The organism is Bradyrhizobium sp. WYCCWR15520, from assembly GCF_056174665.1.
This window is the reverse complement of the sequence record NZ_JBWBWM010000001.1, coordinates 252,530-265,476: the sequence shown is the minus strand read 5'-3', so window position 1 is coordinate 265,476 and position 12,947 is coordinate 252,530. Positions and strand designations below refer to the sequence as shown.

The window sequence follows — 12,947 nt, the reverse complement described above, 5'->3', positions numbered from 1 at the left end:
TCGCTTTAGCGGTGCCATTCCAGTGCGCGGCCGGGCTCTACGAGGGCCGCAAGAGATCAGGTTTCCGGGACGTTCATGCCTCAAAAGGTTCGAATCGCGCTTGACGCCATGGGTGGCGATGTCGGCGCATCGGTCGTCATTCCCGGCGCCGCAATCTCTTTGGAACGGCATCCCGACACCGAATTCCTGCTCTATGGCGACAGCAAGCTGATCGACGAGCAACTCGCGAAATATCCGGCGCTGAAGGCAGCATCGCGCGTGGTCCATACCGATGTCACGGTGAGTATGCACGACAAGCCGAGCCAGGCGTTGCGCCGCGGCCGCAAAAGGTCGTCAATGTGGCTTGCGATCGACGCCGTGAAGCGAAGCGAGGCTCATGTTGCGGTTTCCGCCGGCAACACCGGCGCCCTGATGGCGATGGCACGCTTCCATCTGCACACCATGCCCGGGATCGATCGCCCGGCCATTGCGGGCGTGTGGCCGACGGCACGCGGCGATTCCGTCGTGCTCGATCTCGGCGCCACGATCGGCGGCGACGCGCACCATCTCGTGGCTCTGGCGGTGATGGGCAGCGCGATGGCGAGCGTGCTGTTCAACCGGGAACGGCCGACTGTCGGCCTCCTCAACATCGGGGTCGAGGAGATCAAGGGCCATGAGGAGATCCGCGAGGCCGCCGAGTTGCTGCGCGCGTCGCAGCTCAATTATATCGGCTTCGTCGAGGGCGACGGGATCGGCCAGGGCGCGGCCGATGTGATCGTTTCGGAAGGATTCAGCGGCAACATCGCGTTGAAAGCCGCCGAAGGCACTGCGCGGCAGATGGCGGATTTTCTGCGCAACGCCATGGCAAGCAGTTGGCTATCCCGGATCGGTTACCTGTTCGCCCGCGGCGCGTTCAAGGCGCTCCGGGACAAGCTCGATCCGAACAAATCCAATGGTGGCGTGCTGCTTGGCCTGAAAGGCGTGGTCGTCAAAAGCCATGGCGGAATCAGCGCCGAAGGCTTTGCCTACGCAATCGATGTTGGCTATGAGATGGTCCGCTGCGATCTCCTCACCAAGATCAATCAGATGATAAATAGCGACGGTAGTGCACTGGCACAGACCGCGCAGGAGGCTGTCTCGTGACTGCGAAACGTTCGGTCGTGCTGGGCTGCGGCTCCTATCTGCCGCAGAAGGTGCTGACCAATGCGGAACTCGCCGCCCGGATCGATACGTCGGACGAGTGGATCGTGCAGCGTACCGGCATCCGGGAGCGGCACATCGCGGCCGAAGGCGAGTTCACCTCGCATCTGGCAATCAACGCCGCGCGCGCCGCGCTGGAGCATGCCGGCCTCGACGCCCAGGCGATCGACCTGATCGTGCTGGCGACCTCGACGCCGGACAACACTTTTCCGGCGACCGCGGTCGCCGTTCAGAACGAACTTGGCATCCACCACGGCGCCGCCTTCGATCTGCAGGCGGTGTGCTCCGGCTTCGTCTTCGCGCTCGCGACCGCCGATAATTTCCTGCGTTCCGGCGCTTACAAGCGCGCGCTGGTGATCGGCGCCGAAACCTTCTCGCGCATTCTCGACTGGAACGACCGCGGCACCTGCGTGCTGTTCGGCGACGGCGCCGGCGCGGTCGTGCTCGAGGCGCAGGACCAGCCGGGCCTGCCTTCCGACCGCGGCGTGCTGACGACGCATCTGCGCTCGGACGGCCGGCACAAGGCAAAGCTGTTCGTCGATGGCGGTCCTTCCAGCACCCAGACCGTCGGCTATCTCCGGATGGAAGGCCGCGAAGTGTTCAAGCACGCGGTCGGCATGATCACGGATGTGATCGTGGACGCCTTCAATGCTACGGGAACCAGCGCCGAGGACATCGACTGGTTCATTCCGCATCAGGCCAACAAGCGAATCATCGACGCGTCAGCGCACAAGCTTCATATTGCGCCGCAGAAGGTGGTGCTGACCGTCGATCAGCACGGCAATACGTCGGCGGCGTCGATTCCGCTGGCGCTTGCGGTTGCCGTCAAGGACGGGCGCGTCAAGAAGGGCGATCTGGTGCTGTTTGAAGCCATGGGCGGCGGCTTCACCTGGGGTTCCGCCCTCGTGCGCTGGTAAGCGCTGGGTAAAACTACCGATTAAAATTGTGGCCGACTTCATGCTTCTGCATGATGCTCGCTGTTGACCATTGCGTGCTAACCTCATAATTTCAGGCAATAAATTTGTTCGCCGAGAGTGCGGGGCAGGCGATGACCGGGACCGGAAAAACAGTCACACGTGTCGATCTCTGCGAGGCGGTCTACCAGAAGGTGGGCCTCTCGCGAACGGAATCGTCCGCGTTTGTCGAGCTCGTTTTGAAAGAGATTACCGATTGCCTGGAGAAAGGCGAGACGGTGAAGCTGTCGTCGTTCGGCTCGTTCATGGTGCGCAAGAAGGGACAGCGGATCGGACGTAACCCGAAGACCGGTACTGAAGTGCCGATCTCGCCGCGTCGTGTGATGGTGTTCAAGCCATCGGCGATTCTGAAGCAGCGCATCAACGGCCATGCGGTGGGCAACGGCGAAAGCAAGGCCGAATAGCGAGACCGAGTAGCACGACCGCGTAGCAAGGCGAGTACTGCGTCTTCACCAACTAGATGAGTTGAGAGGAGTGGCATTTGGACAAGGCGCCGGATGCGTTCCGCACCATCAGCGAAGTCGCTGAAGAGCTCGACATTCCCCAGCACGTGCTGCGATTCTGGGAGACGCGGTTCGCCCAGATCAAGCCGATGAAGCGAAGCGGCGGGCGGCGTTACTATCGCCCCGACGACGTCGATCTGCTGAAGGGGATCCGCCGTCTGCTGTACGGCGAGGGCTACACCATCCGCGGCGTGCAGCGGATCCTGAAAGAGCACGGCATCAAATCGGTACAGGGCCTTGCCGACCAGACTTCTGCCGTCACCTTCGGAGCGGTCGAGGAGGCGATCGGTCTCAGTCTGCAGGAGCCCGAAGAGGGAGAAATCCCGACCGCGGATGCCGATTCCGAGGACGAGGATTACGAGACCGAAGAGAAGGAAATCGACTATCGCTTTGCCGATACCGACGACGACGGCATTTTGCTGCCGTTCGCCAAGGGCAAGCCGGGGCCGTCGGACGCCGACCGCGAACGCCTCGAACGGGTGCTGAAGGATCTGATCTCCTGCCGGGAGTTGCTGGATACGGCAATGAAGGACGGCTGAGCCGGCGGGAACTGGGCCCGCTCATTGGGCCTCAAAGAGGCCACTCGCGCGCCTTGCGCCGGACGCTGATCGCAGCTAATGGAACGGCATCGGAGCGTGGCGCAGCCCGGTTAGCGCACTAGTCTGGGAGACTAGGGGTCGGAGGTTCAAATCCTCTCGCTCCGACCATTTATATCTTCACGGATGGCGATCCTGATCTCGGCTAGATGCCGAGAGCCCAGACGGCAACAATGGTCCCCAGCACAGCTACGCCGCTGATCGTCCAGCCTGTAAAATAAGACCCGGCATCCGTTTCCGGTCGATCGACCATGGTATCGCGCCAATGGGTCACCGCGGCCTCCCATAGATTGATACTGCCTCTCGTATGTAGGTCGCAGCCGCGGGCTCAAGGTTCACGCGAGGTGCCGGGACACGCCTTGGGGCTAAATTTAGCCCGCTCCAGAAGGTAAATTCGTCTTAACCTCAACCCCTGCATCGAATCCGCAGTTAACGTTCTTGGCATACTCTGGGTGTTACAAAATGCCCGAGCACAACCTGTGCAGAGTATCAGCCATGGATTTCCTGAAGCGTGCGGCCTTTGTTCTTGGCGGCATTTTTTTGGGCATAAACCTGATCAACTATTTTGTCATGGGCCATACCGGGGATTACCTGCCGGGCGGCGAACGTATGGGCGAGTGGAGGGCGGCGAAAATACGCGAGGCGTGTTACCCCGCGCTTGAACAGCCCGAAAGGGACGGGCTGCTCCCGAAGCTTTCCACCGACACGCATCGCGTTGACTGGCGCGATCTCGACCGGGCAAGGGACATGACGGCGGCGCTGAACTGCTATCTCGTCACGCACCCCAACGCGGTCTGCGAGCGGAACAACCGCGCCTACATCGTCGATTACATCAATCGCTATTTTGCGAAGTTCGATGAGATGATGAACACGGCCAAGCGATATGGCGAAGCCGAAATGTCCACAGTCAGGAAGCTCTGGGACAGCCCGCGCAACCGCGCGATCAACGCAGCCCTGGTGCAGGACACCAGCAGTGGGCGATTGATCAAGGCCGATTTCGGCTGGAGCGTGCCCACAGCGATGAAGCCGATGCTCGATCGCTACAAAGGTACGAGCGACAATTGCCCGAAGGCCTAGTGCCAGGAGTTTTGAAATGGCCGGCGAAATTTTCAGCCTCATCCGCATGCCCATCATTGCCTTCCTCGGCGGCTTCCTCGTCGTCGGCGGATGGATCTGGGCGCCTAAAATATCGGATCTGGTGAAGAGCCAGTTCTCGGGCGGACCCAGTGTTTCAATGTTTGCCGACACCAATCGTATCGGCCGGCCGGAAACCGCGCCGGTCGTGCGAAGCTGTATTTTCAAGGCGGTGGACGTCGGTCCGGACGCCAGTAAGATGGAGCCGAGCGCAGCGTACTTCATCCTGAAGGCCGGCAGCATGCAGGCGAACATTTCCGCAATGGCTGGCAAGTCAGACCGCTGGTCCGAAAACCAGACGATCAATCAGGCCAACTCATGGGGACAATTGGCGAGCTGCATCTACGCCTTGGACGATCGCGAACTCTGCGATCCCGATAACCGCGCCGCGGCAGTGGAGGCCACTACCAAGTTCTTTGCCTACGCCAAGCAGACCGCCGGTTCTACAGGCAAGCCGGCGATATCGGCCGATGACGCACGCGCCATCGAGAATATCAGAGATCGCCTGTTGCTCATGCTCAAGAACCACCGTCGCTACGGTACGCTCGTCGCCGCCGATTTCGGCAGCTTTGCCCCGGCCGAAATAATGCAGGTCATGCGCAGCGAGCAGAAAGAGACCCGCGACATCTGCAAGCGCTGACGCATCGAGCTTCAAGCGCGCGCGCCTGGGAAAAATCTCGCGGCCTATTTGTTCTGACCGTCCGTGAACGCCGTATCGATCACGTCACCGATTAGCTGCCAGGTGCGGCCGTCGAACTGAACGAGGCGCATCTGCTTGATCGGCCGGTAATCGTCCGCGCCCGTGTTGACCTTGATGCCGGGCAGAAGGACGGAAACCTCGAAGTCCTTCAATGAAGCTGCCTGCCGCATGATATTTTCGCGCGAGAGATCATTGCCGCATTGTTTCAGCACCTGAACCAGCGTCTCCGCGGCGGCATAGCCGTAAAGCGCGGCGCCGCTGCCCTTGTCCCCGTCGGGATAATACTTGTCCATGAAGTTCAGCCAGTTCTTGATTGCCGGATCGTCCTTCCAGGCCGGATCGGTCGGATCCTTGAGGAACGTGGCCGAAATCACACCAGCGGATTTCTGCGCCCCTGCCGGCCCCAATGTGGCGCCGATGGAGGCCGCCGCATCGTTCAACAGCAACGCCGGGTGCCAATGCAGGTCTGCCGCAAAGCGGATGACTTGCGAGGCCGCTGTCGGGACGCCTGCGAACAGGAGGATCTCGGCGCCGGATCGCTTCAGGATGGAAACATGTCCATCGATATGCTCATCGGCGACATCGAAGGCGAGGCCGACGATGATCATGCGCTTGAGGTCGCCGAGGCCCTTCTGGATTCCCTTGTGCAGGTCGTTGCCGAAGTGATCGTTCTGCCAAACGATCACGATCTTGCGCTGCGGATAGGTGGCCTGGATGTAGTTGGCATAGATGCGTCCCGCGGCCTGGGATGACGGCTGCCAGCCCATCGTCCACGGAAACGCCTTCGGATCGCTCAACTCATCGGCGCCGGAAACCGGGAACAGTTGAGGAATTTTCTTCTCGTTCAGGAAACGCCGGATCGCAAGGTTCCCTGGCGTTCCGAAGGAACCGAATATCAGGTGGACATTGTCCTGCTCGACCAGTTTGCGCGTCATGTCGAGCGCAACGGTGGGATCGGAATTGTCGTCGCGGGAGATGAAGCGAATCTTGCGGCCGTTGATCCCGCCCTGGGCATTGATCATGTCGAAATAGGCAGCCTGGGCTCTTCCGATGGCGGCGAATTCGGCCAGCTTTCCTGAATAGGGCATGAGATTGCCGATGCGTATCTCGGTCTCATCGGCGGGTTGTTCGGAACGTTCCGGCGACATCGCACCCAGCGACGTCAACGCGACCGCCAAAGCGATCAGGAGTCGGACTGCCACATTCATCTGCGGTGCCCTCGATATGTCGGTTTTTCGCAGCAAGCGGCGTCAGGTGAACAATCCCCCGCACCTGTCACGCGAGCAGGTTACGCCCCGGGGAAGATTCGCCATCGCGCCGTGCAGTCCATTGACATAGGTCAAGGGACTGCCAGCGCAACCGCTGGCCCCGGCGCTGCAGCGCAAAAGTCGCCACCTCCATTGTTGCTCCGGCATTTCTGCTGATCAGCCGCGTTGATGCTGCAACTGGATCGCCGCGACGACATTCAGTAGGCTTACCGCGACCGGCTGGTATCGCCGGGAAAGCGGGGACACACCCGCACATTCGGATGGAACGCGAGGGCAGTTCGATGAAAACACGTCCGACCGGCGTGATACCGCCGATGACCACGCCATTTCGGAAAGACGGCGAGATCGAGTTCAAACTCGTTGCACCTGAGGTCGACTGGCTGATCGCGGCCGGCAGTCATGGCATGGCGGCCGGCGGTTCGACCGGTGAGGGGCATACGCTCGACCACGAGGAATATCGGGACCTGGTGGCGGCGACGGTGGAAGCGGCGAAAGGGCGCGCGCCCGTGATCGCCGGGATCATCGTCGATTCCACCCGCGATGCGATCCGCCGCGGCAGGCTGGTGCGCGACATGGACGTCGCAGCGCTGCAGGTGACGCCGGTGCATTATCTGTTCAAGCCGGACGAGCAGGCGATGGTCGATCACTTCCGTCGCATGGCCGACGAAACCGGCATGCCGATCATCATCTACAACGTCGTGCCGTGGTCCTATCTGTCGCCGGCGCTGCTGACACGGATCATGAATGAGGTGCCGCTCGTCGTCGGCGTCAAGCAGAGCGCGGGCGATCTGAAACTGTTCGCCGATCTCATGATGATGGCGCCGGACAAACTGATCTACAGCGCCGTCGATGCGCTGATGTATCCGTCGTACGCGCTCGGCGCGCATGGTTCGATCGCCGCGATCCTGAGCGCGGCGCCGCATGCTTCCGTCGAACTCTGGAATGCGGTCAAGGCGGGTAACCACGCCCATGCGCTCGAGCTGCACAAGAAACTGCTGACGCTGTGGAACGCCATCGTCTCAGACAATCTGCCGGCGTGCACGCGCTACGCGCAGTCGCTGCAGGGATTGCCAACGACATTCTCCCGCGCGCCGATGCCCGAAGCGTCGCCTGCGCAACAGGCCGCCATCCGAAAGGCGCTGGAGGGATTGGGCGCACTGGGCGGCTCTCGCGAGGCGGCGGAGTAAATTCCGCTCCGCGAAACGGTCACGAGACAATCGCGCTGCCCGTCTTTACGGGCGGCTTTACCGGCGGTTCTCACCTGTTACTGTCCTTCCACACGGGCTTCATTTCCATGAGGGCCCCAACTCAAAAATTGAAAATCGAGGTAAGCGTCGCAATGAAGGATTTTGCCGGAAAGTTCGCCGTGATCACCGGGGGCGGCACGGGCATGGGCCGCGAACTCGCGCGCCAGCTTGTCGCCGAAGGCTGCAATGTCGCGATGTGCGACGTCTCGCCGGAAGCAATGGCCGAAACCAAGCGGCTGTGCGAGGCGGAAAAGCTGCCGCAGGGTCTGCGCATTACCACCCATGTCGCCGACGTCTCGATCGAGGCTCACCTGCAGCGCTTCCGCGACGAGCTGATCGAGCAGCAGGCGACCGACAAGATCCATCTCCTGTTCAACAATGCCGGCATCGGCGGCGGCGGCAGCCTGTTCACCAACACGCGCGAGCAGTGGGAGCGCACCTTCAACATCTGCTGGGGCGGCGTCTATCTCGGCGTCCGCACTTTCCTGCCGCTGATGATGAAGGCCGACGAGGCCCACATCATCAACACATCGAGCGTCAACGGCTTCTGGGCATCCGTCGGCATAGGCGCCTCGCACACCGCCTACAGCGCCGCCAAGTTCGCGGTGAAAGGTTTTACCGAAGCGTTGATGACGGACCTGCGCCTCAACGCTCCGCATATCAAATGCTCAGTTGTGATGCCCGGGCATATCGGTACCTCGATCGTTTCCAATTCGCGCAAGATCCAGAGCGGATCGGAATCCGAAGAACTGAGCCCGAATGAAATCCTGGCGACGCGGCAGCGCCTGAACGGCATGGGCATCGACACCGCGGCGATGTCGGACGACGACATCCAACAGATCGCGCGGGATCGCGCTCGCACTTTCCGCGAGGAGGCGCCGACCACGGCGGCGGCCGCGGCAAAGATCATCCTCGATGGCGTCAAGGCCGAGCGCTGGCGCATTCTCGTCGGCGACGACGCCCACAAGCTCGACGAGCGGGTGCGGCAGGCCCCGGAAAAGGCCTACACGCCGGAGTTCTACAAGAGCTTTACGGAAGAGGTCGGCTGGCGGCTCGGCTAGAGCATGATCCGGAAAGTGTGCAGCGGTTTTCCCTCGCGACAAACGCGGAACGCGTTTGCGCGGAGATCATGCTCAAACAAAAGATAAAGTGGGATGACATTCGAAGAAAAGTCATCACGCGTTAGCGGACGGTCGGTTCTGATGGAATCAGAACCGACGCATCGCTTCTTCGTATCTTCGCGATAACTGCATGTCGCTCGTCAATATGCGCGCGCAACGCGCTGGCGAGAGCCCGGGCGGTAGGCGAGGCGGGTATGCCCGGTGCAATAGGGCATGCCTTCCACCGGCGTGTCGCCGCAAAAGCAGAAATCCTCAGCTCCTGGCGTGCTGATCGGCCAGCGGCAGCGCTGGTTGCTGAGTTCGAACAGCGAGCAGCGGTGTTCGCTTGTGATCGTTACTTCCGGCAGCGGCTGCGCGTTTTCATAGACGGCCTGCAGGATCTTGTACTGCAGGCGCGGAATGGATTTTCGGGAGCGTTCTCTGGCAGCCTTGGTGGGGCGTGGTTCGGCCCGGGCCGGGCCGCGCGTCAACTGGAGGCGGGCAAGCTTGCCAATCACGGCGTTGCGGCTGACGCCGATGCTGGCTGCTATCTCGCGACAGGTGAGGCCGGCCTCAAAATGGCTCTTCAGGAGCTCGACGCGATCGGTGGTCCAGGTCGGTAAATTCGTAAGCATTTTCTCGGTTCCACATTCTGTGAAGACCGCCGCGTCGTTGCCCGTCAGGACGCCTTTCCATTGTCGCGGATTGCAAGCAGCCCGTCCTTGATGGCGAGCCGAATGCCTTCCTCGATCAAAGTTCTTGCGACGCCGGGAACGCTGGTGCCGTGGGTGCCCTGTCTCACCAGTCTTTCGAGATAGTTGATGGTCGAGAGCGCCAACGTAACTGGAACGCGGTCGGTTTCGGCTTTTTCTGTAGCCATGGGGAACGCTAACTTTTAAACGATGTACTGAAAAGTTACTATTTCGACTCTATTTAGTTTTGCACACATGAGTCAAACGACTTGTGGATAGCCGTCTATCCATTTGAAAAAGCGTATTAAAAGCGGACGTGGGGGTTGTGGATCGGCCGAGCGCCGGTGACGCACAGTGCGCGGCAAGCGTTAACGGCCGTTGCAGGCGCGGCGAAACGATCCACTCCTGCGGCTATTTCCTGATTGCTTCGTGGGGCAGGGAATGCCGATGATGTCCGGGGCGAGGGCGCGATGACGGTAACGAACGGCCTCTACACCATCCAGATCGAGATGACGGACGGCGGCCAGGGCCGCGCGCACGGAGTAATCGTGCTGCACGATGGCAAGGTCGCCGGCGGCGACTCGTATTTTTACTACACGGGCTCATACACCGCGGATCGCGGCAAATGGCGCGGCGAACTGATTACCAATGAGCACACGAAATCCGCGGGCGCGCGGCCGCTGTTCGGCGGCCGCGAAGTCACCTGCGGCTTCAGTGGTTCGTATACCGCCGATGGTGCACAGGTGCAGGGGACCGCGTTGGTCGGTAAGACCAGCGTGTTGTTTCACGCCAGGCTCAAGCTGCGCTCTCCTTTTTGAAAAAGCCGCAGATCGTCCGATTACCCGTGCACGACCGCCTTCGCGATCATGCAGTGAATGCCCTTGGAGCCGTTAACCGTCTGCGTCACGCGCAGGTCGGCGGCGAGGCTGCAGAGCGTGTAGGCATCCTCGCGCGACAAATTGCGTTTCTCGCCGAGCAGCACGATCATGTCGCGCAACGCCCGCACCACGCATTGGTCGAGGTCGGGGTCCATCGCCATCGTCATGTAGTGATCTGATGTTTCGGCGCGGGGATAGCTGAGCCGCAGGTCCTTGCGCAGCGTCAGGCGGAAGCGGCCCTGCAGCGCGGTCTCGATTGCAGTGACGCAGACTTCGCCGTCTCCCTGCACGCCATGGCCGTCGCCGCAGGAGAACAGCGCCCCCGGCACGAACACCGGCAGATATAGTTTGGCGCCGGCGCCGAGCTCCTTGTTGTCGAGATTGCCGCCCATCGCACGCGGGATCAGCGAGGTGATGCGCCCCCAGGCGGGCGGCGGCGCCACACCCATCACACCGAAGAACGGCTTGAGCGGCAAATCGAGCCCCCACGGCATCCGGCCGACCATGCGATCGCGATCAAGCGGAATGTTCAGGATCCGCGTCTCATGGAAATCGTCGGGTAGCGTCCCCGCCAGCGGGCGGATCAGATTGTAGCCCCAGTCCTGCCGGAGCTGGACGTCGAGGATGTCAACCTCCAGAACGTCACCGGGCTCGGCGCCATCAACCGCAACCGGGCCGGTGAGAATGTGGCCGGGCAGCATGCGCTCGCTTCGCGCGTGAATGTCGGCAAGCTCGGGAGGTACGTGAAACCGGCTACGGTCCGGCACCACGTCCGGGCCGCCGGTCACGGTGTCGATGGTGACTTCATCGCCACTGGCGATGGTCAGGGCCGGCTTCAATTTGGCTTCGAAGAAGCCCCAATGGCAGGTTTCGGGGCTGGAATGCAGGTGATGGTGGGACATGAGGAGGGCTTTTGATTGCTGCAATGGCGTCGTATGACGCTGTACCAGACATTGTCAGAGGCTTCCCTTGTTTTTTGTCCTCTCCAAGACGCTCGGCTTCCTGCTGTTGCCGACGAATCTTCTGATCGGCGTCGGTTTCGTCGGCGCCATCCTGATGTTCACGCGCTTTGCATCGCTCGGCCGCAAGCTGGTGATCGCAGCCGTTTTGCTGCTGGTCATTTGCGGGCTGTCGCCGCTCGGGAACCTGCTGCTCTATCCGCTGGAGCAGCGCTTTCCGCCGTGGGAGGCCGGCAGCGGGGCGCCGCCGGACGGCATCATCGTGCTCGGCGCATCGATCGAGGCCGATCTTTCCGCCGCGCATGGCACGCCGGTGGTGCGAAGCTCGCCCGACCGCCTGATCGCGGCCGCAGCGCTGGCACACCGTTATCCGAAAGCGCGTGTTGTATTCTCCGGCGGCAGTGCGAAACTGATTTCGAACGATGCCAGGGAAGCCGATTTCGCCGGCACCATTTTCCAGAGCCTCGGTATCGACAAGTCGCGGCTGATCATGGAACGGACTTCGCGCAACACGCAGGAGAACGCGGAGTTCTCCAAGGCCCTGCTCGCGCCGAAGCAGGGCGAGCGCTGGCTGCTGGTGACGTCAGCCTTCCATATGCCGCGATCGGTCGGCCTGTTCCGGAAGGCGGGATTTGCGGTCGAGCCCTATCCCGTCGACTGGCGCGTCGGCAAACGCGCCGACGTACTTAGTTTTACCAACGCCGCGCTGGACGGACTGGGACGGACGGAGATGGCGGTGCGCGAATGGATGGGCCTCATTGCCTACCGCGCCACCGGCAAGATCGATGATCTATTACCGGGGCCGGCGAAGTAGAAGCGGGCAACCGGCCGGGCTACAATCGAGATGCAGGCGCCGTTCAGCGCGCCGATTTGGGAGTTGACGCCATGCAACAGCAGACGCTGCCGGAAACGCTCGATATGGCCGGCATGGTGGCCGATCTGAATAGTCTTCTGCGGCTGAAGACGACGGTGATCGGCATCAAAATGTTTGCCAGTGTCGAGGAAATGACCGCGGTCCCGAAAATCCGGCGTCCATCGGCGGTGCATACCACCGACCAGATCGTCAGCATGGCCTCGCGGCTCGGCTGGACCGTCGGCATCACCGGCGAGGATCTCGTCGGCGCCCAATGTCGCGCCGTGATCGGTCTGGCGCCAAGGGACGAAAAGTGGCTCGCCGGTGAAAACTACGTCGGCGTCTGGCACGGCACGGCGGAGGACGCGCGCAAGCGTCAGGAAGCGCTCGATGTCGTGCCTTTCGGTCAGTATCAGGCAATGGCGGTGAGCCCGCTTACCAGCGGCCGGCTCAATCCGCCGGATATTTGCCTGGTCTATGCGACGCCCGGCCAGATGATCATCCTGATCAACGGCCTGCAATATACCGGCTACAGGAAGTTCGAATGGGGCGTGGTCGGCGAGACCGCCTGCGCGGATTCCTGGGGCAGGGCGCTGAAGACCGGCGAGCCGAGCCTGTCGCTGCCGTGTTTTGCCGAACGGCGCTATGGCGGCGTGCCCGACGAGGAGATGCTGATGGCGCTCAAGCCCGAGCATCTCGCCAAGGCCATTGCCGGCATGAAGCAGCTTGCCAAAAACGGCCTGCGCTATCCGATCGCGCCCTACGGCATCCAGGCCGACGTTCGCGCCGGGATGGGCGTGTCCTACGCGAAGAAATAGGCTTGCGAAAGCGAGAGGAAACCGTCATTGCGAGCGCAGCGAAGCA

The 12,947-nt window shown here is 61.7% G+C and carries 15 protein-coding genes and 1 tRNA gene; 12 read left to right on the top strand and 4 right to left on the bottom strand.

Annotation, left to right across the window (positions count from 1 at the left end; all coding sequences use genetic code 11):
* The first annotated feature begins 75 nt into the window (after positions 1–75).
* The 7 genes from plsX (at position 76) to AC0QUY_RS01275 (ending at position 5,026) form a co-directional block, all read left to right on the top strand.
* Entirely contained in the window at positions 76–1,122 is a 1,047-nt protein-coding gene (gene plsX / locus AC0QUY_RS01305; protein WP_161854988.1) for a phosphate acyltransferase PlsX, read from the top strand.
* On the top strand, positions 1,119–2,096 hold the full coding sequence (locus AC0QUY_RS01300; RefSeq protein WP_161854987.1) for a beta-ketoacyl-ACP synthase III: 978 nt from the start codon (positions 1,119–1,121) through the stop codon (positions 2,094–2,096). Before plsX ends, AC0QUY_RS01300 begins: the two co-directional genes overlap by 4 nt.
* 131 nt (positions 2,097–2,227) lie before the next feature.
* Positions 2,228–2,557 carry an integration host factor subunit alpha gene (locus AC0QUY_RS01295; protein ID WP_057858942.1) on the top strand — a complete coding sequence of 110 codons (330 nt, stop codon included), beginning with the start codon at positions 2,228–2,230 and terminating at the stop codon, positions 2,555–2,557.
* Between the two features lie 77 nt (positions 2,558–2,634).
* Positions 2,635–3,195, top strand: coding sequence for a MerR family transcriptional regulator (locus AC0QUY_RS01290; RefSeq protein ID WP_161854986.1), 561 nt, complete (start codon positions 2,635–2,637; stop codon positions 3,193–3,195).
* Positions 3,196–3,285: 90 nt separating this feature from the next.
* Positions 3,286–3,363, top strand: a tRNA-Pro gene (locus AC0QUY_RS01285).
* Between the two features lie 384 nt (positions 3,364–3,747).
* A complete protein-coding gene (locus AC0QUY_RS01280; protein ID WP_475385434.1) occupies positions 3,748–4,329 on the top strand; it encodes a hypothetical protein in 582 nt (193 codons plus the stop codon).
* Between the two features lie 16 nt (positions 4,330–4,345).
* Entirely contained in the window at positions 4,346–5,026 is a 681-nt protein-coding gene (locus AC0QUY_RS01275; RefSeq protein ID WP_161854984.1) for a hypothetical protein, read from the top strand.
* A 44-nt stretch (positions 5,027–5,070) separates the two neighbouring features.
* On the opposite strand, the gene AC0QUY_RS01270 is transcribed toward AC0QUY_RS01275, so the two are convergent.
* Positions 5,071–6,294: an ABC transporter substrate-binding protein gene (locus tag AC0QUY_RS01270; protein WP_475385433.1), complete on the bottom strand. Its 1,224-nt coding sequence runs from the start codon at positions 6,292–6,294 to the stop codon at positions 5,071–5,073.
* A 341-nt stretch (positions 6,295–6,635) separates the two neighbouring features.
* On the opposite strand from AC0QUY_RS01270, the gene AC0QUY_RS01265 reads away from it, so the two are divergent.
* On the top strand, positions 6,636–7,541 hold the full coding sequence (locus tag AC0QUY_RS01265) for a dihydrodipicolinate synthase family protein (RefSeq protein ID WP_475385432.1): 906 nt from the start codon (positions 6,636–6,638) through the stop codon (positions 7,539–7,541).
* 152 nt (positions 7,542–7,693) lie between these two features.
* Positions 7,694–8,662, top strand: a complete 969-nt coding sequence (locus AC0QUY_RS01260) for an SDR family oxidoreductase (protein WP_161854982.1) — start codon at positions 7,694–7,696, stop codon at positions 8,660–8,662.
* 200 nt (positions 8,663–8,862) lie between these two features.
* Here the strand turns inward: AC0QUY_RS01260 and AC0QUY_RS01255 are convergent, their stop codons facing one another.
* Both AC0QUY_RS01255 and AC0QUY_RS01250 read right to left on the bottom strand, forming a co-directional pair.
* Positions 8,863–9,336, bottom strand: a complete 474-nt coding sequence (locus AC0QUY_RS01255; protein WP_161854981.1) for a GcrA family cell cycle regulator — start codon at positions 9,334–9,336, stop codon at positions 8,863–8,865.
* A gap of 44 nt (positions 9,337–9,380) precedes the next feature.
* Positions 9,381–9,581 carry a hypothetical protein gene (locus AC0QUY_RS01250; protein ID WP_057839093.1) on the bottom strand — a complete coding sequence of 67 codons (201 nt, stop codon included), beginning with the start codon at positions 9,579–9,581 and terminating at the stop codon, positions 9,381–9,383.
* A gap of 282 nt (positions 9,582–9,863) precedes the next feature.
* Here AC0QUY_RS01250 and AC0QUY_RS01245 point away from each other — a divergent pair, with 282 nt between their 5' ends.
* The gene (locus AC0QUY_RS01245) at positions 9,864–10,211 is read left to right on the top strand and encodes a GrlR family regulatory protein (protein ID WP_161854980.1); all 348 of its coding nucleotides are present in this window, start codon (positions 9,864–9,866) and stop codon (positions 10,209–10,211) included.
* Between the two features lie 20 nt (positions 10,212–10,231).
* Here the strand turns inward: AC0QUY_RS01245 and AC0QUY_RS01240 are convergent, their stop codons facing one another.
* The gene (locus AC0QUY_RS01240; RefSeq protein ID WP_161854979.1) at positions 10,232–11,173 is read right to left on the bottom strand and encodes an acetamidase/formamidase family protein; all 942 of its coding nucleotides are present in this window, start codon (positions 11,171–11,173) and stop codon (positions 10,232–10,234) included.
* Between the two features lie 67 nt (positions 11,174–11,240).
* Between AC0QUY_RS01240 and AC0QUY_RS01235 the strand changes: the two genes are divergently transcribed.
* Both AC0QUY_RS01235 and AC0QUY_RS01230 read left to right on the top strand, forming a co-directional pair.
* The gene (locus AC0QUY_RS01235; protein WP_161854978.1) at positions 11,241–12,044 is read left to right on the top strand and encodes a YdcF family protein; all 804 of its coding nucleotides are present in this window, start codon (positions 11,241–11,243) and stop codon (positions 12,042–12,044) included.
* Between the two features lie 71 nt (positions 12,045–12,115).
* Positions 12,116–12,901: a DUF169 domain-containing protein gene (locus AC0QUY_RS01230; protein WP_161854977.1), complete on the top strand. Its 786-nt coding sequence runs from the start codon at positions 12,116–12,118 to the stop codon at positions 12,899–12,901.
* Positions 12,902–12,947: the final 46 nt, after the last annotated feature.

Bases quoted from the DNA above. Each gene is read 5' to 3' on its own strand.
- plsX (WP_161854988.1), top strand. From the start codon at position 76: ATGCCTCAAAAGGTTCGAATCGCGCTTGACGCCATGGGTGGCGATGTC.
- AC0QUY_RS01295 (WP_057858942.1), top strand. From the start codon at position 2,228: ATGACCGGGACCGGAAAAACAGTCACACGTGTCGATCTCTGCGAGGCG.
- AC0QUY_RS01280 (WP_475385434.1), top strand. From the start codon at position 3,748: ATGGATTTCCTGAAGCGTGCGGCCTTTGTTCTTGGCGGCATTTTTTTG.
- AC0QUY_RS01275 (WP_161854984.1), top strand. From the start codon at position 4,346: ATGGCCGGCGAAATTTTCAGCCTCATCCGCATGCCCATCATTGCCTTC.
- AC0QUY_RS01270 (WP_475385433.1), bottom strand. From the start codon at position 6,294: ATGAATGTGGCAGTCCGACTCCTGATCGCTTTGGCGGTCGCGTTGACG.
- AC0QUY_RS01265 (WP_475385432.1), top strand. From the start codon at position 6,636: ATGAAAACACGTCCGACCGGCGTGATACCGCCGATGACCACGCCATTT.
- AC0QUY_RS01260 (WP_161854982.1), top strand. From the start codon at position 7,694: ATGAAGGATTTTGCCGGAAAGTTCGCCGTGATCACCGGGGGCGGCACG.
- AC0QUY_RS01255 (WP_161854981.1), bottom strand. From the start codon at position 9,336: ATGCTTACGAATTTACCGACCTGGACCACCGATCGCGTCGAGCTCCTG.
- AC0QUY_RS01250 (WP_057839093.1), bottom strand. From the start codon at position 9,581: ATGGCTACAGAAAAAGCCGAAACCGACCGCGTTCCAGTTACGTTGGCG.
- AC0QUY_RS01245 (WP_161854980.1), top strand. From the start codon at position 9,864: ATGACGGTAACGAACGGCCTCTACACCATCCAGATCGAGATGACGGAC.
- AC0QUY_RS01240 (WP_161854979.1), bottom strand. From the start codon at position 11,173: ATGTCCCACCATCACCTGCATTCCAGCCCCGAAACCTGCCATTGGGGC.
- AC0QUY_RS01230 (WP_161854977.1), top strand. From the start codon at position 12,116: ATGCAACAGCAGACGCTGCCGGAAACGCTCGATATGGCCGGCATGGTG.